This is a genomic window from Amycolatopsis alba DSM 44262 (assembly GCF_000384215.1).
Taxonomy (GTDB): domain Bacteria; phylum Actinomycetota; class Actinomycetes; order Mycobacteriales; family Pseudonocardiaceae; genus Amycolatopsis; species Amycolatopsis alba.
The window spans coordinates 8,790,679-8,810,447 of record NZ_KB913032.1; the positions used below are offsets into that span (position 1 = coordinate 8,790,679).

Consider the following 19,769-nt stretch of genomic DNA (forward strand, 5'->3'; position numbering starts at 1 on the left):
GGGTGGTTCACCTTCCGGTCCGGCTCGGGCGCTTGCGCAGCTTCGCGGTGCGGGCGCGGCGGCGTTCGCCGCGGGCGGAGACGTCTTCGGCGACCCCGGCAGGCTCGGCGGCCGCCGGGGACTGCTCGCCGAGGAGCGTGACGAATTCGGCGATGGTCGGTTTCTCGAACAGGCTCGCCGGGGCCAGTTCGACGCCGAACTCCTTGGCGACGCGGCCGATCAGCACCAGCCCGATCAGTGAAGTGCCGCCGAGGTCGAAGAACGGGTCGTGCACGCCGACCTCTTCCAGGCCGAGGCAGTCGCACCAGGCGGCGGCGACGCGCACCTCGGCCGGGGTGCGCGGGGCGACGTACGCGGTGCGCAGCTCGGGCCGCGGGTACCGCTCCCCGGTCGGGATCGCGGCGTCGGCGCCGACCAGTGCGTCGACCGAACCCATCCGGGCCAGCGCGGCCAGCACGTCGGTCAGCGGGAGCGGCAGCACGGTCACCAGCGGCTCGCCGGAGGCGACGATCCGCGAGAGCAGTTCGGTGCCTTCTTCGGCGCCGATGCCGAATTCCTCGCGGAACTTGCGGGAACCTTCCTGCGCCTCGGCGGACCCCGAGAGCCCGGACGCCGTCCAGGCGTCCAGCTGCCAGGGACCCCACGCGACCGACACGACCTGCTTGGCCGGGCCGCGGCCGCCCGCCGAGGCCGAGGCGACCCCGTCCAGGAAGGCGTTGGCCGCGGAGTAGTCGATCTCGCCGACGCCGACGGTGAGCGTCACCGTCGAGGAGTACAGGACCAGCAGGTCGACCGGTTCGACACGCAGCGCCTCGGTGAGGGCGAGGGTGCCGTCGATCTTCGGCGCCAGCACCGCGGCCGCCTGCTCGCGGGTCTTGTTCTGCAGCAGACCGCCACCGGCGATCCCGGCAGCGTGCACGACACCGTCGAGGTACCCGAAGTAGCCGCGGACCTCCGCCAGCAGCGCAGCGGCCTCGCCGGGAGCACTGACGTCGGCGCGCAGCGTCAGGACGTCGGCGCCGAGGGCACGCAGATCCCGGACAGCCAGCAGTACTTCGCTCTTGCGGTCGTCGACTCCGTGGTCCCGGATCCAGTCGTCCCAGGTCTCCTCCGGCGGGAGCTCGGAACGGCCTGCCAGCGCGAGGTTCACGCCCAGCGGTGCGAGCCGCCGTGCCAGCGCGAGACCGAGGACGCCGAGACCACCGGTGATCAGGTAAGTACCGCCGGGCTTCCACGCCAGCGCGTCGTCGGTCTCGGGCAGCTCGACGACGTCGAAACCGCGCAGCCAGCGCCGTCCGCCGCGCCAGGCGGCGACCGCGACCCCGTCGACAGTGTCCACTGTGGACGCAGTCAGCAGGTCGAGTTCGTGCAGGACTTGGGCTGTCTTGTCACCGGTGCGGTCGAAGTCCGCGTACTGCGCGTGGACCAGCGGGTACTCGGCGGCGATCGCGTCGGTCGTGGCGGCGATGGTCGGGGCGAAGGCGTCGGTGGCGTCCCCGCCGAGGACGTCGAAGCCGTTGTGTCCCAGGGAGAGCAGGTCGACCCGGCGGCCGGCGCATTCGGCGCCGATGGCCTTGCCGAGTTCCAGGAGACTGTAGAAGCCGGATTCGAGGCCGCTCGCGGTGAGCCCGAGGGCGTGCACGATCCGGAGCGGTCCGTCCCCGGCAAGTACCTGGCGCGTGATCTCGGAGGCGACCGTGACGCGGTGTCCGGCGGCTTCCGCGGCGGCCGCGAAGCCGTCGGCGAACTTGCCCGGCTCGGCGAACAGGACCAGGTCACCCGGTGTCACCGGCGTGCGGCGGGTACTGTCGCGGCGCCAGGTCGGCGTGTGCGCGGCCAGACCGTCGCGGACCGGCGTCTCCGGCTGCGGTTCACCGGCGGACATCTGCGACAGCGACCAGCCGCCACCGCGGGAAGCGACCTCGGGCCAGTAGCGGGTGCGCTGGAAGCGGTAGCCGGGCAGGGAGACGAACCGGCGGTCCGGTCCGGCGCCGTCCGCCCAGCCGATCTGGACGCCGTGCTCCCAGAGCGCGCCGAGCGCGGTCAGCCAGGCGCGCCGTCCGGCACCGGCCACCGGCTCCGGAAGCAGGGAGACCACCGGAGTCTGCGGCAGGTAGCGGCCCGCCGCCTCGGCGCCCTCGTCACCGAGGCCGGCTTCGACCAGGACTCCGGCGTACTTCGCCAGCGCCAGCAGGCCGTCTTCGAAGCGGTCGTCCGCGATCCGCCAGTGCGCCGGATCGGCGGCCTCGGCGGCGGTGAGCACAGTACCGGTGCGGGGCGAGATCACCGGCACCGTCGGCGTTCCCGCCCGCGGAACCGGCCCGCCGAGCGCGAGTTCGAGCCCCTCGGCGAGACCGAACAGCCCGCCCGCGACGGCGGCGGCGCATTCGCCGGTCCCCCGGCCGAGTACCACGGCCGGTTCGAGACCCCACGCGGTCAGCAGCCGGGTGAAGGCGTACTCGACGGCGAAGACCACGGCCCGTTCGTCGGCCTCGGCCGTGCCGTAGAGCGCGCCGAGCAGGTCGATGCGACCGTCCAGCAGGGCCGCGCACTCGTCGATCGCGGCGCGGAAGGCGAGTTCGGTGCGGTACAGCTCGTCGGTGGTGCCCTGCCACGCGCCGCGGGTGCCCGGCAGCAGGAGACCGAAGCGCCGCTTGTCCGTGACGGCCGAGCCGCCGGTGACCGCGCGCAAGGCCGTGACGGCGTCGGCGTGATCGCGCACCAGCACCGCCTTGCGGAGCGGAAGCGCGCTGCGCCCGGCCTGGGTGGTGAAGGCGACGTCGGCCAGTTCCCCGGTCAGGTTGTCGGCCAGCGCCTCGGCATTGGCACGAAGACCGGCTTCGCTCTGGCCGGACACCGTGAGCAGCTGCCATTCCCCGCCGGGGATGGCCGCCGGGGCGGGCGCGGCCTGGTCGAGGACGAAGTGCACGTTGGACCCGGACCAGCCGAAGGAGCTGACGCCCGCGCGCAGCACCCCGGCGGCGTTGGCCGGGAAGGGCCGCGCCTCGGGGACCGGGCGGACCGTGCCGTCCACGGTGACCACCGAGTTCGGCGTGCTCATGTGCAGATTGCCCGGCAGGGTGCTGTTTTCCAGCGACAGCACGGTTTTGATCAGCCCGGCCATCCCCGCCGCCGCGAGCGTGTGGCCGACGTTCGTCTTGACCGCGCCGACGTAGAGCGGCTCGGGCGCGTTCCGCTCGCCGAAGATCTCGCCGAGCGCGGTGAACTCGATCGCGTCGCCGAGCTGCGTGCCGGAGCCGTGTGCCTCGACGTAGCCGATCTCGTCGGGGCTGACCCCGGCGTCGGCGAGCGCCGCGCGGATGACCGCGTTCTGCGCCGCGCGGTTGGGCGCGGTGAGCCCGTTGCTGCGGCCGTCCTGGTTGGTCGCGGTGCCGCGGATGACCGCGCGGGTGCGCCTGCCCTGGCCGACTTCGCCCGCCCGGCGGAGCACCACGACGCCGCCGCCTTCGCCGATGACGTAGCCGTCGGCGCTCTCGTCGAAGGTCTTGGTGCGGCCGTCTGCGGCGAGCATGCTCATCTTGCAGGATTGGATGAAGACGTCCGGGTTGATCATCGCCGACGCGGCGCCGACGATCGCGATGTCGCATTCGCCGCGGCGGAGGCTCTGCACAGCCAGATGCGCCGCGCTCAGCGCCGACGAGCAGGCGGTGTCGACGGTCAGGCAGGGGCCGCGCAGGTCGAGCAGATGCGCGATGCGCCCGGCGGCGGCGGAAAGCGAGCTGCCGAGGCCGAAGTAGGGGTCGTCGGCCGCGTCCATGCCGTCGGCTTCGAGCTGCCGCATGCTGTACTGCATGGTGTCGATCAGCCCGGCGAACACGCCGGTGCGGCTGCCGCGCAGTTCGTCGGCGGTGAGCCCGGCGTCCTCGATGCCCTCCCACACCAGCTCCATGAGCAGGCGGAAGGTCGGGTCGAGCCGCCGCGCTTCCTGGGGCGACAGGCCGAAGAACGCCGCGTCCCAGCCCGCGATGTCATCGACGAACGCGCCCTGCTGCGTGTACGCCTTGCCCGGCGCGGTGCGGTCGGGGTCGTAGTAGTCGGCGGCCCTCCAGCGGTCCGGCGGGACCTCGCGCACGAGATCCTTGCCCTGGACGAGGTTCTGCCAGAACTTTTCGGGAGTGTCGCTGCCGCCGGCGAAGCGGCAGGAGAGACCGACGACGGCGACGTCCTGACCCGCGGCGGCCGGTCCGGCGACGACGGTCCGCGTCTCGCGTTCGGCCGGGGTGAGCGCGGCCAGCAGATGCGCGGCGAGCGCGGCCGGGGTCGCGTGGTCGAACACCATCGTCGGCGGGAGCGCGAGTCCGGTCTCGGTGTTGATCCGGCCGCGCAGTTCGATGGCGGTGAGCGAATCGATGCCCAGTTTGGTGAACTGCTGCCCGGCCGGGACGCCGTCGGTGTGCCCGAGCACGGCGGCGGTGTGGGTCAGGACCAGTTCGGTGATGACGCGTTCGCGTTCGGCCTCGGGAAGCCCGGCGAGGCGGGTCCGCCACGCGTCGGCTGCCTCGGCACCTTCTTCGGCCTGGGCGGCTTCGGCCTCGGCGATGGCGACGACCTCGGGGAGGTCGGCCAGCAACGGGCTCGGCCGCAGCGCGGCGAACGGCGGGGCGAACTTCTCCCAGGTCAGTTCGGCGACGGTCAGCGCGGTCTCGTCACGGTCCAGCGCCTGGCCGAGCGCGACGAGACCGGTTTCCGGCGCCATGGCCGGGACGCCGAGTCCGCTGAGCATCTCGTCGAGGTCCGCGCCGACGCCCATGCCGACCTTGCCCCAGCGGCCCCACGCGATCGACGTCGCGGGCAGGCCGTTGGCCCGGCGCCGCTGCGCGACGGCTTCGAGGTACGCGTTCGAAGCGCCGTAAGCACTCTGGACCGCGTTGCCGATGGAGGCGGCGATCGAGGAGAACAAAACGAAAGCGTCGAGGTCGAGGCCTTCGGTCAGCTCTTCGAGGTTGCGCGTCCCGGCGACCTTCGGGCGGAGGACGTCGGCGTAGCGCGTGCGGTCCATCGACTCGATGAGGCCTAGTTCGAGGACGCCAGCAAGGTGGAAGACGGCGCGGAGGTCGTCGCGGATCGGGTCGATGACGGCGACCAGCGCGTCCTTGTCGGCGACGTCGCAGGAGGCGATGGTGACGCGATCGCCTGCCAGTTCGGCCGCGCCGGGAGCGTCTTGTCCTTGGCGCGACACGAGAACGACGTGTTCGGCGCCGTGCTCGACGAGCCAGCGGGCGACGATCCCGCCGAGTCCGCCGGTCCCGCCGGTGACGAGCACGGTGCCGCGCGGCTGCCAGGACCGCTTGGCCTCGGCGGGTTCGGCGTGGACGAGCCGCCTGCCGAAGGCGCCGGTGGCCCGGACGGCGACCTGGTCTTCGCCGCGAGGGCCGGTGAGGACGCCACGCAGGAGGGCGACGGTCCGCTCGCCCGGCTCGGCCGGGACGTCGACGAGCCCGCCCCACGCCTGCGGGTTCTCCAGCGCGGCAGCGCGGCCGAAGCCCCACAGCTGAGCCTGCGCGGGCGAGTCCGGTGCGTCGTGAGCGCCGGTCGAGACCGCGCCGCGAGTGAGCGTCCACAGTGGACCTTGCGGGTCACGCGCGGCCAGCTCCCGGACCAGCGCCATCGTGGCTTCGGCGCCGAAGGACAGTCCGTCGGTTTCGGTCTCGTCGAGGGCCAGCAGGGACAGGATGCCGTCGAAGGACTCGTCAGGAAGTTCTACGCGGTCAGGGTGCTCGACGACGAGCCGCCGCACCTCGGCACCGGCCAGGGCCTCGGCCGCGGTCTCGATCCACGGGTGCTCCTGCGCGGACGTGACGAGCAGCCAGCGTCCGGTGGCCGTCGTCGTCGCGGGCGTGAAGGGCTGCCAGCGGACGTGGTAGGCCAGCGAAGTCGCTTCGGCGGCCAGCGACCGGGCGCGACGGTAGCGCGACAACGCGGGCAGGACCGTGCCGAGCGGGGCTTCGACGTCGGACAGCTTCAGCTCGGCGGCGAACTCGCCGACGTCACCGGATTCGACGACCGACCAGAACCGGCCGTCCTCGGCGGCGACCACTCCCGCGCCAGGGTCTTCCAGCCAGAAACGCTTGCGCTGGAAGGGATACGTCGGCAGCGTGACCACACGGGCGCCGCTGCCACTCAGGTAGGCGGACCAATCGACGCGCGCGCCGTGCGCATGAACGAGACCCAGCGCGGTGACGAGCGTGGCGGCCTGGTCGCGGTCCTTGCGCTGGGCAGCGGCGAAGACCGCGCCCTCAGGACGGACCGAGCGGCCCATCGGGGTGAGTGCCGCATCCGGGCCGAGTTCGAGGAAGGCCGTGACGCCTTGGCCGTGCAGGGTTTCCACCGCGTCGGCGAACCGGACGGTGCCGCGGACGTGCTCGGCCCAGTACTCCGGATCGGTGAGCCGGTCGGCGATCTCGCCGGTCAGCGTCGAGACGACCGGGATCGCGGGCTCACGGTAGGTCAGGGTCCGCGCGACGGCGGCGAACTCGGCGAGCATCGGCTCCATCAGGGCCGAGTGGAAGGCGTGGGACACGGAGAGCCGGGTCGTGCGGCGGCCGGGAAAGCGTTCGGCGACCGCGATGGTCGCCGCGTCGGCGCCGGACAGGACGACCGCGCGCGGACCGTTGACCGCCGCGAGCGCGACCTCGGCCGACAGGTAAGGGCGGACCTCGTCCTCGGTCGCCTCCAGCGCGATCATCGCGCCGCCCTCGGGCAGCGCCTGCATCAGCTTGCCGCGAGCGGCGACCAGGCGAGCGGCGTCCTCCAGGGAAAGCACCCCGGCGACGTGCGCAGCCGCCAGCTCGCCGACCGAATGCCCGGCGAGGAAGTCCGGGCTGACACCCCACGACGTGACGAGCCGGAACAGCGCGACCTCGAAGGCGAACAGGGCGGGCTGGGCGAACTCGGTGCGGTCGAGCCGCGCGGCGTCGGCGCCGAACACGACGTCCCGGACGCCGGGGAGATGCGCGCAGGCCTCGTCGAAAGCGGCGGCGAACACCGGGAAGCACTCGTGGAGACGGCGGCCCATGCCGAGCCGCTGCGACCCCTGGCCGGTGAACAGCATGGCCAGCCGTCCGGCGGTGTCGCTGCCGGTGACCGTGCCCGCTTCGCCGCCCGCGAGAGCGCGGAGACCGGCGGCCAGCTCGGCGCGGTCCGCGCCGGTGACGACCGCGCGGTGCTCCATCCCGGCGCGCGTGGTGGCGAGGGACAGCGCGACATCGACGGGCTCGGCGCCGGATTCGTCCACGGTGGACAGCAGCGCGGCGGCCTGCGCGCGGACGGCGGCGGGCGAGGCACCGGACAGCACGTACGGGACCACCTGCGGCGCCGCGATTTCCCTGGCGGGATCAGCTTCTTCGGCAGGCTGCTCCAGGATGACGTGCGCGTTGGTGCCGCTGATCCCGAACGAAGACACGCCCGCCCGACGCGGCCGGTCGGTCGCTGTCCACGGGCGGGCCTCGGCGAGCAGCTCGACCGAACCCGCGGACCAGTCGACATGCGGGGACGGCGCGTCGACGTGCAGGGACGCGGGCAGCGTGGCGTGCCGCATCGCCTCGACCAGCTTGACGATCCCGGCGAGCCCGGCCGCGGCCTGGGTGTGGCCGATGTTGGACTTCACCGAGCCCAGCCACAGCGGCGTTTCGCGGTCCCGGCCGTAGGTGGCCAGCAGGGCTTGCGCCTCGATCGGGTCACCCAGCGCGGTCCCGGTGCCGTGCGCCTCGACGACGTCCACAGTGGACGCTTCCACCCCGGCGTTCGCGAGCGCCGCACGGATCACGCGCTGCTGGGACGGGCCGTTCGGGGCGGTCAGGCCACTGGACGCGCCGTCGGAGTTGACCGCGCTGCCACGCACGAGCGCGAGGACCGGGTGGCCGTTGCGGCGCGCGTCGGAGAGGCGTTCCAGCACGAGCATCCCGGCGCCCTCGGCCCAGTTCGTGCCGTCGGCGGCGGCCGCGAACGGCTTGCAGCGACCGTCCGGCGCGAGCCCCCGCTGCCGCGAGAACTCGACGAACGCGCCCGGCGTCGCCATCACCGTGACCCCGCCGGCCAGCGCCAGCGTGCACTCCCCCGACCGCAGCGCGCGGGCGGCGAGGTGGACCGCGACCAGCGACGACGAACAGGCCGTGTCGATCGACACCGACGGCCCTTCGAGGCCGAGCGCGTAGGAGACGCGGCCGGACACCACACTGCCGGAGGTGCCGATGCCGAGATAGCCCTCGTGTTCCTCGGGCAGCGCGGTCAGCCGTGACGCGTAGTCGGTGAACCCGACGCCCGCGAACACCCCGGTGGCGCTGCCCTTGAGCGAAAGCGGGTCGATCCCGGCCCGCTCGACGGCCTCCCACGCCGTCTCGAGCAGCAGCCGCTGCTGCGGGTCGGTCGCCTCGGCCTCACGCGGCGAGATGCCGAACAGCTCGTTGTCGAACTCCGCGGCGTCGTGCAGGAAGCCGCCCTCGCGGACGTAGCTGGTGCCGGGGACGGACGGGTCGAGGTCGTGGATCGCGTCGGTGTCCCAGCCGCGGTCGGCGGGGAACGGCGAGATCGCGTCGCCGCCGCCGTCGATGAGTTCCCACAGCTGTTCCGGGGTGCGGACGCCGCCGGGGAACCGGCAGCTCATCGCGACGATCGCGATGGGCTCGGTCTCCTTCTCCCGCGCGTCCGCCAGCTCGCGGCGGCTCTCCCGCAGGTCGGCCGCCATCCGCTTGAGGTAGTCGACGTACTGCTCTTCCGAAGGCATGTCACGGCTCCTGAATGGATGGAAGGTCTCAGCGCGGGCCGAACTCGTCGTCGATCAGCGCGAGGAGGTCGTCCGGGGACGCAGCGTCGAGGTCGGCGGTGGCGTGCGCGGGCTTCTTCGCCGCCCAGGCCGCCACCAGCCGCTTCAGCCGTCCGTCGATCTCCGCGTCGCCGGGGTCGGCCCCGTCGAGAAGCGCTTCGAGCCGGGTGATCTGTTCGGTCACCGCGGCGCCCGCGCCGGTTTCGGGGGCGAGTTCGGTCTGGAGGTACTTGGCCAGCGCGTCGGGCGCCGGGTAGTCGAAGACGACCGTCGTGGGCAGGGTGAGGCCGGTCGCGGCGGCCAGCGCGGTCCGGAACTCGACCGCGGTGAGCGAGTCGAACCCGAGGTCGAGGAAGCCGCGGCCGGGGGCGATCGCGGCCGCCCCGGCGTGCCCGAGGACGGCCGCCGCCTGCCCGCGCACCAGGTCCAGCAGCGCGCGTTCCTGTTCCGATTCGGCCAGTCCGGCGAGTTTGAGCCGCAGTGCGCCGGCGTCGGCGGCCGCGGCGGTGCGCCGGACCGCGGGGATCAGGTCACGCAGTATCGGCGGGAGCTGCCCGGCCGCGGCGAGCCCGTCCCGGTCGAGCTTGACCGGGACCGACGCGGCCACCTCGGTGGCCAGCGCCGTGTCGAACAACGCCAGGCCTTCGTCCCTGCTCAGTGCCGGGAAACCGTTGCGGCTCAGGCGTTGCCCGGCCTGAGTGCCCAGCGCCCCGCCCATGCCGTCCGCCCAGCGGCCCCAGGCCAGCGAGCGGGCGGGCAGGCCGAGTCCCTTGCGGTGCACGGCGAGACCGTCGAGGAAGGCGTTGGCGGCGGCGTAGTTGCCCTGACCGGCGTTGCCGAGGACGCCGGCGGCCGAGGAGAACAGGATGAACGCGGCGAGCTCGTGGCCCTTCGTCAGTTCGTGCAGATGCCAAGCGGCGGCGGCCTTGGGGCCGAACACGGTCGCGAGCCGCTCCGGGGTGAGCGCGCCGACGAGGCCGTCGTCGAGAACACCCGCCGCGTGCACGACCCCGGTCAGCACGGGGATCCCGGCCAAGAGGCGTTCGACGGCGGCGCGGTCGGCCATGTCACAGGCTTCGACGCGGACGTTCGCGCCGAGAGCCATCAGCTCGTCGGACAGCTCGGTCGCGCCGGGAGCGTCCGGTCCGCGACGGCTCGTGAGCACGAGTTCCGTGACGCCGTGCGCTTTGACCAGGTGCCGGGCGAGGTGGGCGCCGAGCCCGCCGGTGCCGCCGGTGACGAGCACCGCTCCCCCGGCCAGTTCCGGTGCCTTGCCCGCCGGTTCGCGGACCAGCGCGAGCTTCGGCGCGTACAGCTTGCCCTCGCGCAGCAGCAGCTGGTCTTCGCCGGTGGCCAACGCCTTGCCGAGGATCGCGGTGTCGCCGTCACCGTCGATGAGGACGAACCGGCCGGGGTTCTCCGACTGCGCCGCGCGCACCAGACCCCAGACCGCGGCGGCCGCCGGATCCGCACCGTCCTCTTCGGACAGTGCGACGGCGCCGGCGGTCAGCACGACCAGACGGGCGGCTTTGGATTCCTGCAAGGCGGCGAGCACGGTCGCGGTCGCCGCACGCGCCGCGTCGGCCACGTCACCCGCGGGTTCGGTGAGTTCCAGGACGACGGCTTCGGGCAGCTCGGCGCCGATGTCCTCAAGCCGGGTCCACGACGTTTCGCCGTCGCCCACCGGAACCGGCGACCAGACGATCCGGTGGAGCGACTCGCTCGGGGTGGTGACAGCCGCCGGGCGCTCACCGAAGGTCACCTCGGCGGACAGCACCGGGGCTCCCGCGAGGTCGAACACCGCCAGCTCCCCCGCCGGGCTCAGGTGCGCCCGGACAGTGGTGACGCCGGTGGCGTGCAGGGTCACGTTCCGCCAGGCGACCGGCCAGCCGCGTTCGGCCAGGACCGGGTCGAGCAGGCTCGGGTGCAGGCCGTACAGCTGCGCGCTGTCGTCCGGCAGGGTCAGCTCGGTCAGGGCGTCGGGGACCGCCGGCGCCGGGGCGGGTGCGGCGACCAGGAATCCGGTGCCGTGCCGCTGCCAGTCCTTCCCGGTGCGGGTGTGGATCGACACCGCGCGACGGCCGTCGTTCTCGGCGCCGACGGCAACCTGGACCTCACGATCCCCGGTCAGCGGTGCCTCGACGGTGAACTCGGCGAGGGTGCCCGCGCCGATCTCGTCACCGGCGCGGATCGCGAGTTCGACGAGCAGCGTGTCGGAGGGATCGGCGGGCAGCACGCCGGTGCACAGGACCGAACCGTCGTCAGCCGAGGTCACGGCCGAAGCCAGGACCGGGTGACGCAGGCCACCGGCGACGCGAGCCACGGCGGGTTCGCGCAGCCAGTACCGCTCGTGCTGGAAGGCGTACGTCGGCAGGTCGACGACGCGCGGTTTCGCGGGGGCGAAGAACGCGGGCCAGTCGACGTCGATCCCGCGGACGTGCAGGCGGGCCAGCGCGGTGACGACGGTCTCCGGCTGGTCCTTCTCGTCGCGCAGGGCGGCGATCGCCTCGCCGGTTCCCGCGGCCAGCGCCGAAAGCACCGCGGCCGGGCCGATTTCGAGGAAGGTGGTCACGTTCTCGGCCGCGAGGGCGGTCAGCGCGTCGGCGAACCGGACCGGTTCCCGCACGTGCCGCACCCAGTACGCCGGGTCGGTCAGGTCAGCCTGCTCGGCGACGGTCGACACGATCGGGATCCGCGGTTCCGAGAACGACAGTTCCCGCACCACGGCGGCGAAGTCGTCGAGCATCGGGTCCATCAGCGGCGAGTGGAACGCGTGGGAGACGTCGAGCCGCTTCACCTTGCGGCCACGGGCTTCCAGCGCCGACGCGGCGGCGAGCACCGGTTCCTCCGCGCCCGAGAGCACGACGGCGTCCGGGCCGTTGACCGCCGCGATCGCGACACCGCCGAACTCGGCGACCTCGGCTTCGGTCGCCTGCACGGCGACCATCGTGCCGCCTTCGGGCAGCGCCTCCATCAGCCTGCCGCGCGCTTCGATCAGCTTCGCCGCGTCCTCCAGGGAGAACACGCCCGCGATATGCGCGGCGGCGATCTCGCCGATCGAGTGCCCGGCGACGTAGGCCGGGCGGACGCCCCAGGACTCGAAGAGCCGGTAGAGCGCGACTTCGAGGGCGAAGATCGCGGGCTGGGCGGTGCCGGTCCGGCTCAGGTCGCCGTCGAGCGGGAGCAAGGCGGCGATCTCGTCGTAGGCCTCGGCGAACGCGGGGAAAGCGTTGTAGAGCCCCTGTCCCATGCCGAGACGCTGCGAACCCTGACCGGTGAACAGGAACGCGAGGCGGCCGGACGCGGGTTCGCCGGAGGCCAGCGTCCGCAGTCCGGCGCCGGGCTCCCCGACGACGACCGCGCGGTGCGCGTGGTGGGTACGGGTGGTCGCCAGCGAGAAGCCGGTGTCGACCGAGTGCTCCACAGTGGACAGGCGGGAAGTCTGCGCTGCCAGCGCCTCCGGCGTGCGCCCGGAAACCAGCAGCGGCACCACGGGCAACGGCTGCGAGGGCTCTGGCTCGGCTTCGGCCGGGGCCTGTTCGAGGACGACGTGGGCGTTGGTGCCGCTGATCCCGAAGGACGAGACACCGGCGCGGCGCGGTCCGCCGGTCTCCGGCCACGGCGTCTGCTCGGTGAGCAGCGCGATGTCGCCCGCGGTCCAGTCGACGTGCGGGGTCGGCTCGTCCACGTGCAGGCTCGCCGGGACGAGACCGTGGTTCATCGCCTCGACCATCTTGATGATCCCGGCGACCCCGGCGGCGGCCTGCGTGTGGCCGATATTGGACTTGACCGAGCCGAGCAGCAGCGGCCGCTCGCGATCACGGCCGTAGGTGGCCAGCAACGCCTGTGCCTCGATCGGGTCACCCAGCGGAGTGCCCGTGCCGTGCGCTTCGACGACGTCCACAGTGGACGACTCGACCCCGGCGTTCGCCAGCGCCGACCGGATCACGCGCTGCTGCGAAGGTCCGTTGGGAGCGGTGAGGCCATTGGACGCGCCGTCCTGGTTGACCGCGGAGCCCTTGACGACCGCGAGGACACGGTGCCCGTTGCGGCGGGCGTCGGAAAGCCGCTCCAGCACCAGGATCCCGACACCTTCGGCCCAGTTCGTGCCGTCGGCGGCCCCGGCGAACGGCTTGCAGCGGCCGTCCGGCGCCAGTCCGCGCTGCCGCGAGAACTCGACGAACATGTCCGGCGAGGCCATCACGTTGACGCCACCCGCCAGGGCCAGCGTGCACTCCCCCGACCGCAGCGACTGCGCGGCCAGGTGCACCGCGACCAGCGAAGACGAGCAGGCGGTGTCGACGGAGACGGCCGGGCCTTCGAGACCCAGCGCGTACGCGACGCGGCCGGAGACGACACTGCTGAAGGACGCGGTGCCGAGGAAACCTTCGACCTGCTCGGGAATCGCGCTCAGCCGCGAGATGTAGTCGTTGGACAGGGCACCGGCGAAGACACCGGTACTGGTGCCGCGCAAGGACGTCGGGTCGATGCCCGCCCGCTCCAGCGCCTCCCACGACGTCTCCAGGACCTGGCGCTGCTGCGGATCGATGGCCAGTGCCTCACGCGGCGAGATCCCGAAGAACTCGGCGTCGAAATCGCCCGCGTTGTAGAGGAAAGCGCCTTCGGAGGCGTAGGTGGTGCCTCGGTGGTCGGGGTCCGGGTGGAACAGCGAGTCCAGGGGCCAGTCGCGGTCGGCCGGGAAATCCCCGACGCCGTCACGGCCCTCGGCGACCAGCTGCCAGAGCTCGGCGGGTGAGGTGACCTCGCCCGGATACCGGCAGCCCATGCCGACGATGACGATCGGATCGTCGTGGATACCGGACCCGGCCACTGTGACTCGACCCGCCGCCGTGACCGCGACCGGGCCCGGCGTCTCATCCCCGACGAGTTCGCCGCGCAGGAAGACCTTCAGCGCGTCGGGCGTCGGGTGGTCGAAGACGAGCGTCGCGGGCAGCCGCAGTCCGGTCGCGGCGCCGAGACGGTTGCGCAGTTCGACCGCGGTGAGCGAGTCGAAGCCGATTTCGTTGAACGCGCGGGTCGCGGCGATGCCTGCCGCGTCGGCGTGGCCGAGGACCAGCGCGACCTCGCGGCGCACCAGGTCCAGCAGCAGTTCGTCCCGATCGGGTGCGGGCAGCCCGGCGAGTTTGCGCCGCAGTTCGCCCGCCTGCTCGGCGGTGGCCGTCTTGGCCTTCGCGCGACCGGATCCGCCGACCAGCCCGCGGATCAGCGGCGAGATCGGGGCGTCGCTGCCGCGGACGGTCGCGCGGTCGAATTTGAGGCCGAGCAGGACGGCGTGGTCGAGGCCGACCGCGCGGTCGAACATCGCCAGGCCCTCTCCCGCGTCGATCGGCGGGAAACCGCTGCGGCGCATGCGTTCTTCACCCGCGTCGCCGAGTTCGCCCTTCATGCCGCCGGACCACAGGCCCCACGCGACGGACTGCGCGGCGAGACCTTCGGCGCGACGACGGGTGGCGAGACCGTCGAGGAAGGCGTTGGCGGCGGCGTAGTTGCCTTGACCGGGGTTGCCGAGCACGCCGGCGGCCGAGGAGAACTGGACGAACCAGCGCAGCGGCAGCTCCGCGGTCAGTTCGTGCAGATGCCAGGCGGCGTCGGCTTTCGGGGCGAGGACACGGTCGAGGCGTTCGGGGTTCAGCGCGTCGATCGGGGCGTCGTCGAGGACACCGGCCGCGTGGACGACGGCGGTGAGCGGATGCTCGCCGGGGATGGTGGCCAGCAGCGCGGCGACGGCGTCGCGGTCCGCGCTGTCACACGCGGCGATGGTGACGGTCGCCCCAAGCGCGGTCAGCTCTTCGGACAGCTCGGAAGCACCGGGGGCGTCGGGGCCGCGACGGCTGGTCAGGAGCAGATGACGGACGCCGTACCCGGCGATCAGGTGCTTGGCCAGCATCGCGCCGAGACCGCCGGTGCCGCCGGTGATCAGGACGGTACCGCCGGGCTCCGGTCCGCGCGGGATGGTGAGCACGACCTTGCCGATGTGCTTGGCCTGGCTGAGCAACCGGAACGCCTCCGGGGCGCGGCGCACATCCCAGACGTGACGCGGCAACGGCTTCAGGACACCGCTCGCGAACAACTCCAGCACTTCGGCCCACATGCGGGAGAACTGTTCGGGACCCGCCTCGATGAGGTCGTAGGGCCGGTAGTGCACGCCGGGGTGCTGCGCGGCGACCTCTTCGGGATCACGCAGTCCGGCCTTGCCCATCTCCAGGAACCGGCCGCCGCGCGGCAACAGCCGCAAGGAGGCGTCCACGAAGTCGCCGGTGAGCGCGTCGAGGACGACGTCGACACCGCGTCCTACGCTGGTGGCGAGGAAATGCTGTTCGAAGTCGAGGGTGCGGGAGTTGGCGATGTGGCCGTCGTCCAGCCCGGCTTCGGTCAGCACGTGCTGCTTCGCGGGGCTGGCGGTGCTGTAGACCTCGGCGCCGAGGTGGCGGGCGATCTGGATCGCCGCCATGCCGACACCACCGGCGCCCGCGTGGACGAGGACCGACTCCCCCGCCTTCAGCCCGGCGAGTTCCTTGAGGCCGAAGTAGGCGGTGAGGAACACCAGCGGCACGGACGCGGCTTCCTCGTCGGTCCAGCCGTCGGGAATCCGCGCGCACATCGAGCGCTGCGCGGTGGTGATGGAGCCGATGCCGCCGATCGCGACACCCATGATCCGGTCGCCAGGCGCCAGATCGTCCACTGCGGACCCCACCTCGAGCACCACACCGGCGATCTCGTTGCCGAGCGGACCCGGCTCGCCTTCGAACATGCCGAGGACGTTGAGCGCGTCACGGAAGTTGAGGCCCGCGGCGCCGACAGCGACCCGGATGTGTCCGGGCTTGAGCGGCTCCAGGGCCTGCGGGCAGGGTTCGAGCCGAAGTTCCTCCAGGGTGCCGCGCGCGGCCATGCCGAGGCGCCACGCGGGTTCGGCGGGCGGGCTGAGTTCGTCGGATCCGGGGACCGGACCGAGGCGCAGGGCGGCGAAACCGCCGTCGCGCAAGGTCAGCTGGGGTTCACCGGTCGCCAGCGCGGCGGCGAGTTCGGGGTCGGTCAAGTCGCCGGTCTCGGTGTCGACGAGGACGACCCGGCCGGGCAGTTCGCTTTGCGCGGAGCGGCCGAGGCCCCAGACCGCGGCGGCCGCCGGGTCGACGCGACCGGGGCCGATCGCGGCACACGTGACGAGGACCAGCTTCGCGTCGGCGAACCGGTCTTCGGCGGAGAACTGCTGCAGGACGGCGAGAACCTCGTGGGTGGCGATCCGTGCGCCCGCCGGATCGGTGAACACCGGGAGCACGACCACCGGCGGAACGGCGCCGCTGCCGACCCGCCCGTGATAGGCCCACTCGACCTGGGCGGGCTCGGCCGGGGTGGGCACCGGGGTCCAGTCGAGGCGGAACAGCGAGTCGAGACCAGGGGTCGCCGTGGTGACGGGAGCGAGTTCACGCAGGGTCAGGGAACCGATGGTGACGACCGGCGCGCCGGTGCCGTCGGCGGCGCGCAGGGTGACCGCGCCGGACGCGGCGGGCGTGAGCTTCAGCCGCAGCGCGGAAGCGCCGGTGGCGTGCAGGGTGACGTCCTGCCAGAGGAACGGCAGTTTGGCGCCACCCGGCTCCTCGCTCAGGAGGCCGATCGCGTGCAGACCGGCGTCCAGCAGCGCGGGGTGCAGACCGAAGCGCTCGACGTCGGCCTTGGCAGTGTCTTCCGGCAGCGCGGTCTCGGCGAGGATCTCCTCGCCGAGGCGCCAGGCGGCCTTGAGGCCCTGGAAGACCGGGCCGTACTCCAGTCCGGCGGCGGCGAACACCGGGTAGACGTCGGCGACATCCACGGAGACGGCGTCGCGCGGCGGCCACTCGGCCAGTTCGAAGTTCGCGGCCGGGGCCTGCGGTGCCAGAGTTCCCGAACCGTGCAACGTCCAGGCGCCTTCACCGGCGCGGGAGTACACGGCGACGGCGCGGCGGCCGCTCTCGTCCGGGCCTGCCAGGACGACCTGGACGTCGAGCGGACCGGCCAGGACCATCGGCTCGCGCAGGGTGAGTTCTTCCAGATGCGCGCAGCCGGCTTCGTCACCGGCTCGCAGCGCGAGTTCGACCAGCGCGGTGCCGGGCACGATGACGGTGCCCGCGACGGCGTGGTCGGTAAGCCAGGGGTGGGTGGACGGCGAGATCCGGCCGGTCAGGACGACTCCGGCGCCGTCGGCGAGCGGGACGGCCGCGCCCAGCAGCGGGTGGGCGGCGTCGGCGAGGCCGAGTCCGCCTGGGTCGCCCGCGCTATGGCCGCCGCGCAGCCAGTAGTTCTCGCGCTGGAACGGGTACGTGGGCAGATCGATCGTGCGGGCGCCGGTGCCCTCGTAGAACGTGCTCCAGTCGACGCGGGCGCCGCGGACGTGCAGTTCGGCAAGCACGGTTATCGCCGTCCGGGCTTCGGGACGGTCCTTGCGCAGCACCGGCACGGTGAGGATGCCTTCGGGCGGCAGCGTCCGCGCGACCATTCCCGCCAGCACCGAGTCCGGGCCGAGCTCGACGAACCGGGAAACCCCTTCGCCACGCAGGAAACCGACGCCGTCGGCGAACCGGACCGGCTGCCGGACGTGGCGCGGCCAGTAGCCGGGCACGGTGACCTCGTCGGGTCCGGCGAGACGGCCGGTCACGTTGGACACCACGGGAATCGTCGGCGTCCCGTGCGGGATCTCCTCGGCGATGGCGCCGAATTCGGCGAGCATGCCGTCCATCCGCGCGGAATGCGACGCGTGGGAGATGTTGAGCCGCTTGATCTTCCGGCCGCGTTCGGCGAATTTCGCGGCGAGAGCCTCGGCGGCGGCTTCCTCCCCGGAGACGACGACCGAGTCGGGGGCGTTGAGCGCGCCGATGGCGAGGCCGTCGGTCAGTTCGGCCGCGACCTCCTCTTCGGTGGCCTGGATGCCGATCATCGCGCCGCCCGGCGGCTGCGCCTCCATCAGACGGCCGCGCGCGGTGATCATCCGCGCGGCGCCCGCCAGGTCCCAGACCCCGGCGACGTGGGCCGCGGCCAGTTCACCGGCGGAATGCCCGACGACGTAGTCCGGCTGCACTCCCCACGACTCCAGCAGCCGGAACAGCGCCACTTGCAGCGCGAACATCGCGGGCTGGGCGAAGGTCATCCGGTCGAGCAGCTGCTGGTCGTCGCCGAAGACGACGTCGGCCAGCGGCCGGTCGAGGTGCGGATCGAGAGCGGCGCAGGCCTCGTCGAAAGCGGCGCGGTAGGCGGGGAAGGTGTCGTACAGCTCGCGGCCCATGCCGCAACGCTGGGCACCCATGCCGGAGAACAGGAACGCGGTGCGTCCGAGCAGCGGTTCACCGGTGACGACGCCGGGAGCGGGTTCGCCATCGGCCAGCGCGGTCAACCCGGCCTTGAGGTCTTCCGGGGTACCGACGATCGCGGCACGCGACTCCAGCGCGGTCCGGGTGGTCGCCAAGGACCAGCCGAGGTCGAGCGGGTCAACATGGTCCACAGTGGACAGAAGGTCGGCCGCGGCGGCTTTCAGCGCGGCGGGACCGCGAGCCGACAGCGGCCACGTCTGAACGGCGGGCGGCGTCCGCTCCGGCTCCGCGTCCTCGTCCGAGGGGGCCTGCTCCAGGATGACGTGCGCGTTGGTGCCGCTCATGCCGAAGGACGACACCCCGGCCCTGCGCGGACGGTCACCGGTGTCCCACGGCTTCGGTTCGGTGAGCAGTTCGACGGCCCCGGCCGTCCAGTCGACGTGCGGCGAGGGCTCGTCCACGTGCAGGGTGCGGGGCAGCACGCCGCGGCGCATGGCCTCGACCATCTTGATGATCCCGGCGGCACCGGCGGCGGCCTGCGTGTGCCCGATGTTCGACTTGATCGAGCCGAGCCACAGCGGGTTTTCCCGCTCACGGCCGTAGGTGGCCAGCAGCGCCTGCGCCTCGATCGGGTCACCGAGGGTGGTGCCGGTGCCGTGCGCCTCGACGGCGTCGACGTCGGCGGCGGTCAGTTTCGCGTTCTTCAGCGCGGCACGGATGACGCGCTGCTGGGCGGGGCCGTTGGGCGCGGTCAGGCCGTTGGACGCGCCGTCCTGGTTGACCGCGGATCCCTTGAGCACGGCGAGGATCCGGTGCCCGTTGCGGCGCGCGTCGGACAGCCGCTCCAGCAGGAGCATGCCCGCGCCCTCGGACCAGCCGGTGCCGTCTGCGCCCGCGGCGAACGCCTTGCAACGCCCGTTCGGCGCCATGCCGCGCTGCCGCGAGAACTCGACGAACGTCTCCGGGGTGGCCATCACCGTGACCCCGCCTGCCAGCGCCAGCGAGCACTCCCCCGACCGCAGCGCGTGCGCCGCGAGGTGGACGGCGACCAGCGAAGACGAGCACGCCGTGTCGATCGTGACCGCCGGCCCCTCCAGGCCGAGGGTGTAGGCGAGCCGTCCCGACAGCACGCTGTTGGCCGAGCCGGTGCCGAGGAACCCTTCCACCTCTTCGGATCCGCCGTCGAACCCGGAGACGTACTCACTGCGCATGGCACCGGCGAACACCCCGGTGGCGCTGCCCTTCAGCGCGGCCGTGTCCAGCCCCGCCCGTTCGAACGTCTCCCAGGTGACCTCCAGCAGCAGCCGCTGCTGGGGGTCCATCGCGAGGGCTTCCCGCGGCGAGATGCCGAAGAAGCCCGCGTCGAACTCCCCGGCGTCGTGCAGGAATCCGCCCTGGTCACTGTAGGTGGTACCCCGGTGTTCCGGGTCCGGGTGGTACAGCCCGTCGGTGTCCCAGCTCCGGTTCGCCGGGAACCCCGTCATCCCGTCCCCGCCGCCGTCGACGAGGTCCCACAGTCCTTCCGGCGAGGTGACCCCGCCGGGGAACCGGCAGGCCATGCCGATCACCGCGAGCGGCTCGGAGCCGCTTTCCTCGGCTTCTCGCAGACGGCGCCGCGTCTCACGCAGTTCGGCGGTCAGTCGCTTGAGGTAGTCGAGCGTCCGCTCGTCGGTGGTCATGACGGTGGT

General features: G+C 72.9%; 2 protein-coding genes. Both read right to left on the minus strand.

The window, feature by feature from the left end; genetic code table 11:
• Positions 1-7: 7 nt before the first annotated feature.
• Positions 8-8,743 carry a type I polyketide synthase gene (locus tag AMYAL_RS0140690; protein ID WP_020637063.1) on the minus strand — a complete coding sequence of 2,912 codons (8,736 nt, stop codon included), beginning with the start codon at positions 8,741-8,743 and terminating at the stop codon, positions 8-10.
• Between the two features lie 28 nt (positions 8,744-8,771).
• Positions 8,772-19,760 (minus strand): type I polyketide synthase, encoded by a 10,989-nt coding sequence (locus AMYAL_RS0140695; protein WP_020637064.1) that lies wholly within the window; start codon positions 19,758-19,760, stop codon positions 8,772-8,774.
• Positions 19,761-19,769 lie beyond the last annotated feature (9 nt).

Coding starts and splice junctions, on each gene's coding strand:
- AMYAL_RS0140690 (WP_020637063.1), bottom strand. CDS start 8,743: ATGCCTTCGGAAGAGCAGTACGTCGACTACCTCAAGCGGATGGCGGCC.
- AMYAL_RS0140695 (WP_020637064.1), bottom strand. CDS start 19,760: ATGACCACCGACGAGCGGACGCTCGACTACCTCAAGCGACTGACCGCC.